Source organism: Ligilactobacillus sp. JN-6 (Y).1, from assembly GCF_058111525.1.
In genome coordinates this window covers 1,678,971-1,694,217 of sequence record NZ_CM176599.1, presented here as the reverse complement: position 1 = coordinate 1,694,217, position 15,247 = coordinate 1,678,971, and the positions used below count along the sequence as shown (strand labels likewise).

Sequence of the window (15,247 nt, the reverse complement as noted above, 5' to 3'; positions counted from 1 at the left end):
TCCTTCCTGATCGAGTAAGCCTTTATCACTTTTAGCATATCACAAATAGTTTATTTTACTCAAATTTAACTCGACTTAAACCAAAAAATATCCGCAAACTCATTTCGAGCCTACGGATATTACTACAAACAATAAGTTTTATTAGCAAACAGCAATAATGCCTATTATTCTTATTCAGCACTTACTTTAACAAAATCAGCGAAGAGTCCTTCTGGACGTTGTGGCCGTGATAAAAATTCCGGATGATATTGTGAAGCAACAAAGAATTTATGGTCGGTCAGTTCAACGACTTCAACCAAATGGTTATCTGGAGAAGTACCAGCAAAAGTCAGTCCTTTATCCGCTAAAACTTCACGGTAAGCATTATTAAATTCATAGCGATGACGATGACGTTCCTGAATTACGTCTTCTCCATTATAAGCAGCAGAGGCTTTAGTATTTTTACGTAATTTACATGGATATAGCCCTAAACGCTGAGTACCTCCCATTTCTTGAATGTTTGCTTGATCTGCCATTAGATCAATAATATTATTTTTGCAATGTGGATCAACTTCGGTGGAATTACTGTCTTCTAAGCCAGCAACATCACGAGCAAATTCGATACAAGCCAACTGCATCCCTAAACAAATACCTAAAAATGGCACATCTTTTTCACGGGCATACCTAATTGCTTGGATCATTCCTTCAAGTCCGCGATCGCCAAAGCCGCCTGGTACGATAACACCGTCATAGGGAGCTAAACATTCTGCTACATTGGCACTATCTAATTCTTCAGCATCAAAGTAATCGATCTTAACTTTTTTACCTATTTGATAGCCAGCATGTTTCAAAGCTTCATTAACAGAAATGTAAGCATCAGGCAATGATGTATATTTACCAACCAAAGCGATCTTGACTTGTCCAGTTAAATTATTGACTGTTGTCAGAAGCTCCTGCCATTTAGTCATATCAGCAGCTGGTTTATCCAATTGTAATTTTTCGCAAACTATGTCATCCATATGTTGTTTTTGTAAGTTCATTGGGATCTCATATAATGTTGGTACATCCAAAGATTCAATGACCGCCTCAGGTTCCACATCACAAAAGTTCGAGATCTTATTACGCATCCCCTGCGAGATCGGCTCTTCTGTCCGCAATACTAAGATATTGGGTTGGATCCCCAGACCACGTAATTCCTTGACACTATGCTGGGTAGGTTTTGTTTTCATCTCTCCAGCAGCTTTTAAATATGGGACCAGTGTAGTATGGATATATAAAACATTATCTGGACCAACATCAGAGCGCATTTGACGTAACGCTTCTAGGAAAGGCAAGGATTCAATATCACCAACAGTGCCGCCCACTTCAGTGATAACTACATCTGCATCTGACGAAGTACCAGCACGCATGATCTTTTCCTTGATCATATTGGTAATGTGAGGGATCACCTGAACTGTACCACCTAAATAATCCCCACGGCGTTCTTTTTTTATAACTTCCGAATAGATCTTGCCAGTCGTTACATTAGAATACTTATTCAAGCGAATATCAATGAAGCGTTCATAGTGTCCAAGGTCTAGATCGGTCTCAGTCCCATCATCAGTAACAAAAACCTCTCCGTGCTGATATGGACTCATTGTACCTGGATCAACGTTAATATATGGGTCAAACTTTTGAATAGTTAATTTTAAGCCGCGATTTTTTAGCAAACGTCCCAAGGAAGCAGCAACGATGCCCTTTCCTAAAGACGATACAACTCCACCAGTTACAAAAATATATTTGGTCATTGCAAATGCCTCTCCTCTGAATTAAGTTTGATGGGGAATATTAAAAAAGAAATAAGCTCCCTATCCATTATTATGAATAGAGAGCTTGTTCTTACCGTTCATTTGTTTCCAGCATTCAACTGAAGCGCCCAGAACGTATAATACAGAATAATTTGCCCTTCGTCAAGCTTAAATTTCATAAGCCAGCAAAAAATATTGTCCAAAATCATTCTTCTTCGTCGTCTTCATCGTCATCAAGTTCCGAAAGTTGACCTTCTATCCCATCAGGCAACTCATCGTCATCTTCATCATCGGTCGACTCGCCAATATCGTTTAAATCTTTACCGTATTCTTTTAATTCAGCAGATTCTTCATCATCATCGGTATCTTCATCTTCATCAAAATCCTGATCTTCAGGATCATCATCATCATAATCGATCACATCATCGTCATCACTTTGGTCGTCAAGAAAAGCATTGACCCTTTTACGACTTTTACGTTTCGGACGTTCTTCATCTTCATCGTCAGAATGGACAAGTGCTTCATCGATAGATTCATATGGATACCAGGAACGCAAGCCCCATAGACTATCCCCCAATGAAATGAAGCTACCATCAATGTTTAAATCCGTATAAAATTGTGGCAAACGATCACGGATCTCTTCATCGCTTTTACCAAGAAATTTTTGAATTTCATTCGTCAAATCTGCGAAGCCCATTACATCGCCCTTTTGGTTTAAAATAGCACGCGCAACTTCGATCATTGATAATTCTTTTTTATTCGCACCTTTGAACTTTTCTAGCTCCAAACCGGTACACGTCCTTTCCACAGTTTACTGTCTATCATACAATATCAAGCAGTAAAATGCAATCGTATTTTGTATTGCCCCAGCTCTTGTCCGTCCGAGACCAAACTATAGTCGATCAAAACTTTTCCACTAACAGGATATTCAGACAGCGTAACGTTCATTTTCGGAGTCACAGTGACTAATGGAACAACACCGTATGGTGTCTGGTAGCGAGCTTCCAACATTTTATTTACGACAAAAAACATCTTGGACCTGTTTTGACCTTGTTGACGCGTAAGCTGAACCTCACCTTCCGCATTGATCTTAAAAGTGACCATGGCAGGGTCTTGATCTTTCAATTTTTCTTGATAGCGTAAATAAATCGTTTTTCCCATGTTAAAAAATTGCCCTGGAACATCTTGAACTAAATTATTGACCTCTCCATCTTGAACACTTTGCGTTTGCAAATGGATCATTACATTTGATTTTTCAGTTGCCGTTTTTATCTGTCCCTTCCAAAATTAAATTTTGCCATTTACTCTAGGCTCTTGGTTAGCCTAAACCAAAAGAAAGCTAACTGAACTAAGACTCTTTTTAATCCCAAAATGAATCTACATTAATATTATATATTTTTAAGCTCAGACACAAAAGTCTTTCACCCCAATTATGTTATAATTAAATCCGAAAATTAACATATTACTATTTAATATTTATAATACCGAACAGAGAGTTAAATGGGGCTATTTTATTAGTCAAGCTGCACGAACCAAGCCTTTCCGCTTATCCCAGACAGTTACTACACCGCTGAAAAGCGCGCTATAACGTCAAAGCTCGATAATGCTCGCTTCTTCCCGCTTGTTTCCGCTCTGTTTTTATAGTCGAGTTCCGCATGGCAGAAGCTTGTGCCTAGCCAACTTCCACACCACATTGCCAAAAACGCAATATGGTGTGGAAGTCTGCTAGTGCTCACCTTCTGAACACCATGCTCCGCTCTCTTTTTAAAGGAGGTTTTTACTCATCACCCAATATAATATCCAAAAATTACCTATGGAAAAAGTCCTTCGTGATCCGATCCATAATCATATTTATATTCAGCACCAAGTGATCCTGGGGTTGATCAATACTAGAGAATTTCAACGCCTTCGTAGGATCAAGCAATTAGGAACGACTAGCTATACCTTTCATGGGGCAGAACATTCACGTTTCTCTCACTCTGTTGGTGTCTATGAGATCACACGACAGATATGTGACCTTTTTGAACGAAATTATCCCAGACTAAGAGCCAACGATGGCCTTTGGGATGATAATGAGCGGATAGTAGCTCTTTGTGCTGCTTTACTTCATGACCTAGGCCATGGGCCGTATTCACATACTTTTGAACACATTTTTTCAACTGATCACGAACAAATGACTACAGATATCATCACTTCACCTCAAACTGAAGTGAACCAGGTCTTGCAAAAAGTAGGCCCGGATTTTCCAGAAAAAGTAGCAAGTGTAATTCAAAAAACATACCCTGATCCTCAAGTCGTCCAGATGATATCAAGTCAAATCGACGCTGATCGAATGGACTATTTACTGCGTGATTCCTATTTCACCGGGACTAAGTATGGAAATTTTGATTTAACTAGGATCTTACGTGTCATGCGTCCTTACCAAGCAGGTATCACGTTTGATATTTCAGGAATGCATGCAGTCGAAGACTACATCGTCAGTCGCTTTCAAATGTATCAGCAAGTATACTTTCACCCTGTTTCCCGTTCGATGGAAGTTATTTTAAGCCGTCTCTTAAAACGTGCTATGTATCTTTACAACGTTAATAAACTTCAGTTAAACGGAGCTACTGACCTATTAGTTCCTTTTCTAACAGGAAATTATAGCTTGAATGATTATTTAAACCTTGACGACGGCGTACTAAACACATGTTTTGCAGTTTGGCGTGATTCAAGTGATGAAATATTAAGTGACCTAGCGCGTCGCTTTTTAGACCGGCATCCACTAAAGTCTGTCCGTCTGTCTCCAGGCACCAGAAAGTATATTCCTACCCTGGAAAGACTGGTAACTCAAGCAGGGTATTTTGCTGAATATTATATGGACACTAATGATAGTTATGATCTGCCTTACGATGCTTATGACCCAAGTTCACAAAAGCCACGCACTCAGATCGAACTAATGCAAAACGATCATAGTTTAGTAGAATTATCAACCATTAGCCCGCTTGTAAAATCGATCACCGGCAAGGTTTCAGGTGATGAAAGGCTCTTTTTCCCTAAAGAAATGCTCCTCAAAAATAAGCAAACCGATCTTTTTTTACCTGTCTACGCTGAATTTGCACGTTATATTCATAATGATCAGGTAGTTACTCCCAAATAAAAAGATAGCAATCTTGGACAAGAACGCTGTCTTTTTTCTGTCTATTTATCCTGTGATCAACACAGCACAAACGATCAACCACAAAGAGATCATTAAGCTATTTACAGAAAAACGATCAAAGTGGATCGGCTGATTTTTCTTATCAGCCACTTCATGAACATCGATCTTTCTTGCTTGATATTCTTCATCCGTTTCACCCTTGTGTTTATGTTGAAACCAACCAGACATTAAACTAGCGTGCAGTAAAATATCTGCGATCGACAAACACAGCAAAAGTAACCCGGTCATAAAAAATACATCAGAGATCAATATAGTTTGTTTCAATAAGTAACCAATTATCGCAATAATTATCGTAATACCAATCGTAGATAGATCGAACTTGGTCATGATCTTACTCTTAAAATTTGCCATTTATTTTTTACACCACATTTTTCAAAATTGAGGCTGTCAAAACGATGCTCACAGCCTTAAATTTAATTCATTTAAGATTATACCATTATTCGAATACATTTTTCACCCGCTAGATCACCTAGTCCTTTTTATCAAAAATATAACCAAAGAACTAAATATTTATTTGTTTTGTTTGGTAGCTAGTTTTTTGCCCATTAGCCAAGTAGTGACTAAGATCACCATGATCACAGAAATGGCAGAATATAACACCAACATACATTCACTGACAAATATCTTGGAATTTAAATAATAACCAAAACTATTATGGAGCTTATTCAGTAAGATAAAAAGAGCAAGGTCTCCACCAAACATACCAAAAAACAAGGTGTTAAACGTCATGCCCATTATTTGAAAACCAATATTTTGTCCACTTTGATACAGACTAGCTTGGTCGATCTGCGGGTCTTGCTCAATCACTTCGTTTAAACCGCTGGCAATAGCAATTGCTGCTTCAGCAATTGCTCCCAGTGTACTCAGGATAGTTGTGGATATCGCGATTTTTTCAAAGTCAACACCGATCATTAAATTGAAGGCCTCGATCTCTTCAGATTGTTCGTTGGCAAAGCCTTTGACTTGTACCAAATGATCAAAGGGAATGATCAAGAGAAGCATGACGATCATCACACACAGCGTCGCCAAAAAGGCAACGTTGGCAGAACTTTCGTCAGAAGTTCCCATATAGATCGTAATCGCCAGAATACAGACCCCACTAAAAAGAGAGATCCACAAAGGTGGAAAACCGGATGAGATCAAAATAATGGTCAAAAACAACAAGCAAAAATTTAACAGAATGGAAAAGAAAGCTGAAAAACCTTGTTTGCCACCTACCAAACTCATCAAGACAGCAAGGATCACAGTCAAAATACTAATCGTTTCCAACTTTACCCCTCCTTTTGAAGGACAATGAGGCAAGCCCACTTGCAGCGGGAACAACAAGGGCGATCCCTATCCCACTGATCAAAGATTGAACGATCCCTAGTGACATTGTCCATTCAAACGTATATCCAATGCTATTGCCCGTTCTAAAAAATAAAACGCCCATTGAAAATGTCTCTGCAAAAAAAATCAGTAACAACACATTTATCAATGGCCCTAAAATCGAACGACCAACGTCCAATCCCGAAGAAAAAAGCTGTTTTTGAGCAAGCTGGGGATGAGCACGGCGGATCTCAAAGACAGTTGAAACGATATCCGTGGCCGCATCCATCACAGCGCCTAGTAGACCGATCACTGTAGCAGATAAAAACAGTTGTTTAGGAGATTGGGTCGCAAAATCTAACGCCTCGTAGTGCAAATCATCACCAGTATAATTGAGAACTAAAATGCCGATCACCAACCCGGCTGCCGTACCAGCGACGATCGCCCCGAAAGTTACCGCACATTGTTTGTTCCAACCAATCACGATCACCAGCGACAAAGCCGTAAAGATAACCGCACTCAATACAAAAAGCCAGAAGAAATTAGTTAGGTTCAAGGTCACATCTAAGTCGACAAAAATCAAAAACACTACAAAATTTAGAGCAACGCTAAATAAAGTCTTAAGTCCCTTAAATTTCATAGTCAAAACTAACAAAGAAATTACGAGCCAACCCAGCATTACTAAATAAGTATCCCGTTTATAATCTGAGATCTGAGCAGAAAGGTGACCACTCTTTTTTTGCAGATCAACAAATGCCTGCTGTCCTTTATGAAATTTCTGGTCAAACGCCCCTGAATTTGTCCAAGTGTTAGTAGCAAATGCTTTTTGACCCTTATATTTACCGTTTTTAACAACCATAGAAAGCTTTTGTGAATGTTGTCTATCTACATTTTTAAACTCATCTTCCGTTTTCTTAGATCCACCGTCTTTGACTTGAGATATCTCACCAATGTCACGCTCATACATAAAAGCATCATGTGTTGTAAATATGTAAAGAAAAAGACCCACAAAGATCAATATCAGGATCGTCAGCAAATTTCTCATATTTTTACTAGACATTTGATCACTCTCTTTCGATTATTTAAGCTTAGCACTAAGTATTAATAACTTAAAGATAACTCTTACGATTTAAATATCTTTTTACCTAATAAGGTCAACATAGATTTAAGTTTTAGTTTACGATATAATCTATGTGAAAGATAAAAAGGATGATAATAAACTATGAAAACAACTGAAAAAGTCTTAAAATTGCTCGAAGGTAATACTACTCACCTTTCAGGGCAGCAACTCGCTGATACTTTACATGTCTCACGGACCGCTATTTGGAAAGCCATCAAAACTTTACAGGAAGATGGCAATGAAATTGAAAGCAAACCGCATGTCGGCTATCTTTTATTAGATCCACCAATGTTGTCTGAAACCTTTATCAAAAGAAATTTAACGACCAAAGTCCCGTTAAAATTTGAACTTCATGACAATTTGGAGTCAACTAATACCCGGGCTAAGGAATTAGGTGCCTTACCCCAAACTAAAGAACCGCAGATCATAATTAGTGATCAACAAACTAAGGGCTACGGTCGTTATGGGCGCTCTTTCAGTTCCCCTAAAAACACCGGGATCTATTTAAGTATATTGTTACAAAACGAGCAGAAAAATTTCAATGCCGGCTTACTAACGACGGCTACAGCAACAGCGCTATGTCGTGCTATTGAAAAGAAACTGAAGATCAAACCAGGGATCAAATGGGTCAACGATGTTCTCTGGAAAAATAAGAAGCTCAGTGGGATCTTAACTGAGGGTATCACCGATATGGAAACAGGCGATCTCAAACAGATCGTAGTCGGTGTCGGGATCAACTATCTTACCGAACTTAAGTCTTTTTCGCCAGAATTACAAAAGCGTGCGATATCTTTACGTCCAGCAGTTTTAGATAAAAATATGTCAAGAAATGCTTTTATTGCTGCATTTTTAGATGAATTTTTTATTTTGTACCCTGACTTTAGCAGTGCTTCTTTTATCCAAGATTATCGCAACTATTGTACAACACTTGGTAAAAACGTAACAATTACTCAAGGAAAGCAGGCCACAATGGGCACAGCTCAAAATATCACCGCTAACGGAGAGCTGGTTTTATCCGATGGAAGAATATTTTCTTCAGGAGAGATCACTAAAGTCAGAAGTGAGGTCGACAAAGCTTGAAAAATCCTAATTTCTTTTGATAGATCACTTACCATGTTAAAATATAGACGAATGTCGATTACAAAATTGCGAGGTGGATGTAATGAGTGAAAATGTATTTTTTAACCCTGGACAATCCGTTTCCAGTGATTATGATTTTGATAAAGCTTATGTAGCTGCTAAAATTTATCACGATAAATCTAAGAAGCCTGTTGTCGTTGTTCAAGAAAAGGATGGCCAGCCCTACTTGATTTTTGATGAACAAACAGTGCAACCGACGAAAGAAGATAAAAATTCTGAATATTCGATCATCAAAAGAGTTGACGACTGACTAGCTGGATAGTGTCCTACAATTCTGATGATTTTCCAACAATAAAAAAGCAAAGCAAGATATGTGAAGTATCATTGCTTTGCTTTTTCTTTTTTCAAGAGTCTGAACTTAATTATCCGAGTGAAAACGATTCTTAAATAATGGACTAACAGGTTTGTTTTCGTGGATCCGCTTAATTGCATCACCGATCAATGGACCCACGGAAATTTGAACAAGTTTGTCGATTTGCTTTTCTTTAGGTAAATTGATCGAATCTGTCACGACCAATTCTTTGATCGGCGATTTTTCGATCCTTTCGATAGCAGGACCAGACAAAACCGGATGAGTTGCTGAAGCATATACCTCAGTGGCTCCTGCATCCATCAATGCCTGTGCCGCTAAGGTGATCGTCCCTGCAGTATCTATCATATCATCGACCAAAATACATTTCTTTCCTTCAACCGAACCGATAATATTCATAATTTCTGCAACATTTGCCTTCGGGCGTCTCTTATCAATGATAGCGATCGGTGCCTTCAAAAACTCTGCTAATTTGCGCGCGCGCGTCACCCCACCATGATCAGGTGAAACAACAACAGCATCTTTATCGACACCCTTGTTCATAAAATAGTCAGCCAATAATGGTGCACCCATCAAATGGTCAACTGGGATGTCAAAGAATCCTTGGATCTGTGCTGCATGCAGATCTAATACGATCACACGATCACAACCAGCCTTAACGAGCATATCTGCGACCAATTTTGCAGTGATCGGCTCACGTGAACGTGCTTTGCGATCTTGCCTTGCATAACCATAATAAGGTATCACGGCATTGATCGTGTGGGCACTAGCACGACGTAAAGCATCGACCATGATCAACAACTCCATTAAATTATCATTGACTGGAGCAGAAGTCGATTGAACGATAAAAATATCGCATCCGCGAATACTCTCTTCAATGTTGATCCTGATCTCACCATCGCTAAAACGATCAACAGATGTTTTTCCTAACGGTACACCAACAGCATCGGCAATTTTCTGTGCTAACGGTTTATTTGAATTCAAAGCAAAGATCCTTAACTTTGAATCGTTATATTGTTCAGACATAACAGCCTCCATCAGTCCTTAATATTCTTATTACCTCTCACATTAATACTAAAGCATTTACCGCCTTAAAAGCAAGCCTTGCTATTCAAACTGTTAATTATTTTTCTTAGCTGCTTCAGTTTTTTTAGCTGCTTCTGCAACCGGATAACGATCATAGTACCCATCTTTATTTACCTGTCTACCACGAGCAATAGCCATATCATGCGGCTTGACATCTTGTGTCACTGTTGAACCAGCAGCAATGTAAGCATGGTCACCTATCTCTATTGGACCCACAACATTGCTGCCACTACCGATAAAGGAATAGTCTCCAACATCAGTATGGTGTTTATTTATACCATCATAATTTACAAAAACAGTCCCACAGCCAACATTGATCTCTTGACCAAGAGTCGCGTCGCCAACATATGTTAAATGGCCGACCTTGGTATTTTTGCCGACAATTGCTTTCTTAACTTCAACAAAGTTACCAATATGTGCGGATTCCCCGATGTCTGCTTGGGGACGTAAATGACTGTAAGGACCAATATCTGAGTTATCATGCATCACAGACTGTTCGACCGTAGATGAAGTTACCTTCACAAAATTGCCAATAGTTGAATCTATGATCTCAGAATGAGAGCCGATCACACAGTCGGAGCCAATCGTTGTTTGTCCTTTTATACTGACTCCAGGTTCAATAACAGTATCTGAACCGATCTGCACATCTGTGTCGATATAAGTATTATCTGGATCGACGATCGTCACACCATTTTGCATATGTTCCTTGTTGATCCGCAACTGCATGATTTTTGCTGCATTGGCTAAAGCGACCCGATCATTGACACCCATTGATTCTTCAAGATCTTTCATTTGGTATGCAGCAATGACTTTACCCTCTTTTTGGAAAACTTCCATTACATCTGTTAAGTAATATTCACCTTGGACATTATCATTGTTGATCTTATGCAAGGCTTCAAATAATTCACGGTTATTAAAGCAATAGACACCCGTATTTATTTCTTGAACTGCTTCTTCTTCTTTAGTTGCATCCTTTTGTTCTACGATCCGTTCAACAATACCTAGATCGTTACGAATGATCCTGCCATAACCAAATGGTTCATCAGTGTGTGCTGTAAGAACAGTTGCCACGGCACCCTTAGACTGATGATACTGAAATAGCTCAGAAAAAGTTTCCGCAGTAAATAACGGAGTATCTCCACATGCGATCAAAGTGATCCCATCTTTATCACCTAGCAATTTTTCAGCCTGCATTACTGCATGTCCAGTACCAAGTTGTTCGGATTGGACCACATAATTTGTCCGCTCTTTTAAAGTTTTCTTGACCATCTCAGCACCATGGCCAATGACGGTCACGATCTGGTCCATATCATTTCTTTCGATCTGAGTTAACACGTGATCGACCATAGGTTTACCACATACTGGATGCAGAACTTTATACAGTTTAGATTTCATGCGTGTTCCTTGCCCTGCAGCCAAAATCACAGCATATTTTGAAGTCATCAATATTACTCCTCTATTTTGAAATTAACGAACAAGCAACTAGATTTGCTAAACCAAATTGCCTGATCCATTGGCTGTTAATGTTCTAAAAAATTTCACTATTATTGGGATTTGCTCCAAGATAATAAATTTTTAGATTAAGCCTTCTTTTGAATAATAACCCAGTTTTTGCCAGTATGCAACCAGCTATGGCTCTGACCCTAAGTAAAGTATCACATAATTTCGTTTTGATGTAATGTGATTATATTTTGGAAAGAAAAAAGCCTCTCTAGCTAACTAGCAACTAAAGAAGCTTATAATTTAACAAAATTCTAGCTTAAAGAAACTATTGTGGTAAATACCCTAATTCTGTCAAAATCTTACTTGCCTTTTTAATGTTTTCCTTATTATCAGTGAACGTAGCAAAGGCCCAAGATTTCAACAAATATTTGATACTGTTCTTTGTCCACTCACCTTTTTTATCATGAAGAACTAAAGCATTTGTGTAATACAACGAATCAATAAAGACTGGGGTAAAGTGTCTGTTCGAAAATTCCTCAGCCTGATCCAAGATCTCAGCACACTTGTCAAAATCCATCATGCGATAATAATACACGGTTAAGTTTTTCCAAATAAAGAGTGTCCAGAAAACATGATCATCAAGCTTGATATTTTCTAACAAGTCTGGGACCTGCTCAAAATAAAAGCTGGCTTTATCCGTTTCCTTTCTCTCCAAATAGACTACACCAAGTTCACAGGTAGCTAACACTGTAAAAATATCGACCTGTTTGTTACGCATCTGTAATATCCGATTAAATCCAAACAGTGCATCTTCAAAGTCGCGTGTCTGCCACATTTTGGCATTCGTCTTTAAGAAAAGATAGTGAGCCTCTTGTTCATTATCGCTCAACTCATCGACCTGATCAAGCGTTTCTAATGCTCGCTCATACTCATTGTTCATGCTAAATTTGTCTGCCTCATCCAAAAAGCGCTGTGCTGTCAAAACTTCATTGTCAACTACAACATCCTCGAGTTTCAAACCCAAACGTGCAATGATCTTCGCTAAAATATCCCCTCTAGGAGAAGTAGAATTTCTTTCAAGTAAACTGATCGTTCCTTGAGTTGTGATCCCTTTTGCCAGATCTTGCTGAGAGATACCTAACTTTTTTCGTGTATCTTTAATTTTTTGGCCATCTATCATAACGATTTCCCCTCTTAAATAGGTACATTTTCTAAGTTATTAATTACAGTTTAATGCTGAATTAAAACTTTTAGCTAGCACTACTTTATAAAATAGATAGTTTATAGCTATTTGTCAAATAGTATGACTACTATACTTAAAAAGTTTAAACAATTTTTAGATAAATTGCAATGAATAAGATCTATAAATCTGACCTTCTGCTTTTTAACTATTCTAAATTATTAACTACTTTACGTTTCACTCCTAAACATTAGCTTAATTTTCTTTAAATATCACGTAATTGTCAAGTAAAACATTCTCGGCTTAATAATAACTTGTAAGCATTATCAAATTACGCTCGGATATTTTTCCACTATGCCACATTACTTTTGCTAAACAAATACATTTTCGCAACTCAGTCTAGCTTAACAAGGAAACTAAATTTTAAGCTGAATAATTTAAACTTTTTTCTTTTTAACAAAGTAAGTTTTCTACTAAATAATATTTCTCTGTTAATTTCAAAAAACTGGAACAACAATATTGTCATTCCAGTAAAAATGATACTTATTTTTCAAAAACCCTCTCCAGGTAGTTGCCGGCATCGACATGGATCGTCTTATCTTCAGCGTTAACTTGATCAACTTTTAATAACGAGGTGTAATCATCCACCATTCTTTGCCCTGCAAATGAACCCTCTGCAAAGACAGTTATTCCGACTAATTCAGAATCAAATTCCTCGATCATAGACTTCATACCATTAACCGTGCCGCCGCCCTTCATAAAATCATCGACGACCAACACATGCGACCCTTGCTTCAGACTCCGTTTAGATAACTCCATCTTTTCGATCCTTTCACTGGAGCCGGAAACATAATTGACCGAAACAGTCGCTCCTTCAGTGATTTTAGAATCACGGCGTACGATCACAAATGGAACATTCAGATACTCAGAAACACTTTGGGCTATCGGCACACCCTTAGTTGCAACTGTCATCACAGCATCGATCTGTTTATCAATGTACTGACGAGCGATCACGCGACCAACACGACGTAATACATCCGGTCGACCCAATAGATCAGATAGATATACATACCCTCCAGGCAACAAACGAGTTTCTGAAGACATTTCTTTAACCATCTCACTAATAAACCCGCGTGCTTCATCTTCATCCATCGAAGGAATAAAACGTGCGCCGCCCGCTGCACCAGGAATCGTTTCTAAGATGCCGATCCCTCTATTTTGAAAAGTGCGCTTAATAATTGCTAGATCTTCTGAGATAGATGACTTAGCAGATTCATACCTATCCGCAAAAAAGGTCAAAGAGATCAATGTATGCGGCCTTTCCATTAAATAATTAGTCATATCGATCAAACGATCGCTTCTTCTTGTTTTCAAATTTCAACCTCCACCAGCAAATTATCTTATAATTGAATTTCACTTGGTTATTATACGCTAACTTTAGTAAATTTAGTAGTTTTTTTATGTATTTCAGCATTAATGTTCGCATTTGCAAAAAATAAGCTCTTAAAACAAAGGATTTTCGCAGTCTACGACAAAACAAATTAACGTTCGCATATTACAAAGCAGCAAAAATCAATGTACCACTTTTAAACACTCACGTCAATTTTTTGCGTCACACAAACCACAACTTTACGCCAGTCATGGGTCATCTACTCCAGGTCGATCCTAAGCTAACCTTTTTAGTTGGCCCGTTAGGCTTTTAAAATTGTATTTTTATAGATATAATTAACTTTAATAAACGTTTAGAAATAAGGTGAGACCTTGGAGATCACGGAAAAGGCCCCGGCCAAATTAAATTTGTGTTTAGATACCCCATTTCGACATTCAGATGGGAGCTTCGAATGGAAAATGGTAATGACGGCGATCGATCTGGCAGATTATGTGCATATTGAAACGGTTCCCGAAAGCGAAAAAATCGTAGTTAAAACAGACAGCAGCTTTTTACCTTGTGACCAGCGCAACTTAACCTATCAGGCTGCGAAAAAAGTTAAACATCATTTTGGAATTAAAACTGGCCTTAAAATCACGATCAAAAAGAATATTCCAGTCGCTGCTGGGATGGGTGGTGGATCTGCTGATGCCGCCGCCGTTTTACGGGCACTAAATAAACTATGGAACTTGGATCGATCCCCGGATGAGCTTGCTCATTTTGGACTGTCTATCGATTCTGATGTTCCCTTTTGTGTTTATAGCCAAACAGCACTCGTTACGGGGCAAGGTGACATAATTAAACCTTTAAGAGAATTACCTGCGATGTGGTTTGTTATTGCCAAGCCGCCCACAAGTGTGTCCACGCCCTTTATCCTTAAACAGATAAATTACGATAAGTTGCAACATTTAAATGTTGAACTGCTTGTTTCAGGGATAGATCAGCAGGATTTTGATTTGATTACTAGTAATATGAAAAATGTCTTAGAACCAATTTCAGCAAAACGTTATCCAGAAATAACACGGATCAAGCATAAAATGTTGAAATTTGGAACTTCAGCCGCTCTGATGAGTGGGACTGGACCAACCGTTTTTGGTGTTTGTCAAAATTATTCTCGAGCCGCACGTGTTTACAACAGTCTTCGCGGCTTTTGTGAAGAAGTCTATCTGGTTAAATCGATCACTTTGAAAGGTTTAAACACACACACAACAAAATGATCTTGCTCATTCTTGAAAGTATCTTTCAAAATGAGCAAGATCATTTTGT

14 protein-coding genes are annotated in these 15,247 nt (G+C 38.4%); 4 read left to right on the top strand and 10 right to left on the bottom strand.

Features of this window, described 5'->3' with window-relative positions; all coding sequences use genetic code 11:
* Nucleotides 1–170: 170 nt before the first annotated feature.
* The 3 genes from pyrG to AC3XNE_RS07775 form a co-directional block, all read right to left on the bottom strand.
* Nucleotides 171–1,766: a CTP synthase gene (gene pyrG, locus AC3XNE_RS07785; RefSeq protein WP_489831529.1), complete on the bottom strand. Its 1,596-nt coding sequence runs from the start codon at nt 1,764–1,766 to the stop codon at nt 171–173.
* A 205-nt stretch (nt 1,767–1,971) separates the two neighbouring features.
* Nucleotides 1,972–2,553, bottom strand: coding sequence for a DNA-directed RNA polymerase subunit delta (gene rpoE / locus AC3XNE_RS07780; RefSeq protein ID WP_489831528.1), 582 nt, complete (start codon nt 2,551–2,553; stop codon nt 1,972–1,974).
* A 44-nt stretch (nt 2,554–2,597) separates the two neighbouring features.
* Nucleotides 2,598–3,008, bottom strand: a complete 411-nt coding sequence (locus AC3XNE_RS07775; protein WP_489831527.1) for a YwiB family protein — start codon at nt 3,006–3,008, stop codon at nt 2,598–2,600.
* Between the two features lie 571 nt (nt 3,009–3,579).
* On the opposite strand from AC3XNE_RS07775, the gene AC3XNE_RS07770 reads away from it, so the two are divergent.
* Complete coding sequence (locus tag AC3XNE_RS07770) at nt 3,580–4,905, top strand: HD domain-containing protein (RefSeq protein ID WP_489831526.1); 1,326 nt, start codon at nt 3,580–3,582, stop codon at nt 4,903–4,905.
* A gap of 45 nt (nt 4,906–4,950) precedes the next feature.
* Here AC3XNE_RS07770 and AC3XNE_RS07765 read toward each other — a convergent pair whose 3' ends face one another.
* The 3 genes from AC3XNE_RS07765 to AC3XNE_RS07755 all read right to left on the bottom strand — a co-directional run bounded on the left by AC3XNE_RS07765 (nt 4,951) and on the right by AC3XNE_RS07755 (nt 7,333).
* Entirely contained in the window at nt 4,951–5,316 is a 366-nt protein-coding gene (locus AC3XNE_RS07765; protein ID WP_489831525.1) for a hypothetical protein, read from the bottom strand.
* Nucleotides 5,317–5,475: 159 nt separating this feature from the next.
* The gene (locus tag AC3XNE_RS07760; protein ID WP_489831524.1) at nt 5,476–6,234 is read right to left on the bottom strand and encodes a YibE/F family protein; all 759 of its coding nucleotides are present in this window, start codon (nt 6,232–6,234) and stop codon (nt 5,476–5,478) included.
* Nucleotides 6,221–7,333 (bottom strand): YibE/F family protein, encoded by a 1,113-nt coding sequence (locus AC3XNE_RS07755; protein WP_489831523.1) that lies wholly within the window; start codon nt 7,331–7,333, stop codon nt 6,221–6,223. Before AC3XNE_RS07755 ends, AC3XNE_RS07760 begins: the two co-directional genes overlap by 14 nt.
* Nucleotides 7,334–7,495: 162 nt before the next feature.
* Here AC3XNE_RS07755 and AC3XNE_RS07750 point away from each other — a divergent pair, with 162 nt between their 5' ends.
* Nucleotides 7,496–8,473, top strand: a complete 978-nt coding sequence (locus AC3XNE_RS07750; protein WP_489831522.1) for a biotin--[acetyl-CoA-carboxylase] ligase — start codon at nt 7,496–7,498, stop codon at nt 8,471–8,473.
* 82 nt (nt 8,474–8,555) lie between these two features.
* Nucleotides 8,556–8,783, top strand: a complete 228-nt coding sequence (locus AC3XNE_RS07745; RefSeq protein ID WP_489831521.1) for a hypothetical protein — start codon at nt 8,556–8,558, stop codon at nt 8,781–8,783.
* A 108-nt stretch (nt 8,784–8,891) separates the two neighbouring features.
* On the opposite strand, the gene AC3XNE_RS07740 is transcribed toward AC3XNE_RS07745, so the two are convergent.
* From AC3XNE_RS07740 to purR, 4 genes are all read right to left on the bottom strand, one after another.
* Nucleotides 8,892–9,869: a ribose-phosphate diphosphokinase gene (locus AC3XNE_RS07740; protein WP_489831520.1), complete on the bottom strand. Its 978-nt coding sequence runs from the start codon at nt 9,867–9,869 to the stop codon at nt 8,892–8,894.
* A gap of 93 nt (nt 9,870–9,962) precedes the next feature.
* Nucleotides 9,963–11,372, bottom strand: coding sequence for a bifunctional UDP-N-acetylglucosamine diphosphorylase/glucosamine-1-phosphate N-acetyltransferase GlmU (gene glmU / locus AC3XNE_RS07735; RefSeq protein WP_489831519.1), 1,410 nt, complete (start codon nt 11,370–11,372; stop codon nt 9,963–9,965).
* Nucleotides 11,373–11,697: 325 nt separating this feature from the next.
* Complete coding sequence (locus tag AC3XNE_RS07730) at nt 11,698–12,552, bottom strand: helix-turn-helix domain-containing protein (protein ID WP_489831518.1); 855 nt, start codon at nt 12,550–12,552, stop codon at nt 11,698–11,700.
* A 543-nt stretch (nt 12,553–13,095) separates the two neighbouring features.
* Nucleotides 13,096–13,926 (bottom strand): pur operon repressor, encoded by an 831-nt coding sequence (gene purR / locus AC3XNE_RS07725; RefSeq protein ID WP_489831516.1) that lies wholly within the window; start codon nt 13,924–13,926, stop codon nt 13,096–13,098.
* A 387-nt stretch (nt 13,927–14,313) separates the two neighbouring features.
* Between purR and ispE the strand changes: the two genes are divergently transcribed.
* A complete protein-coding gene (gene ispE, locus AC3XNE_RS07720; protein ID WP_489831515.1) occupies nt 14,314–15,198 on the top strand; it encodes a 4-(cytidine 5'-diphospho)-2-C-methyl-D-erythritol kinase in 885 nt (294 codons plus the stop codon).
* The last annotated feature ends 49 nt before the right edge of the window (nt 15,199–15,247 follow it).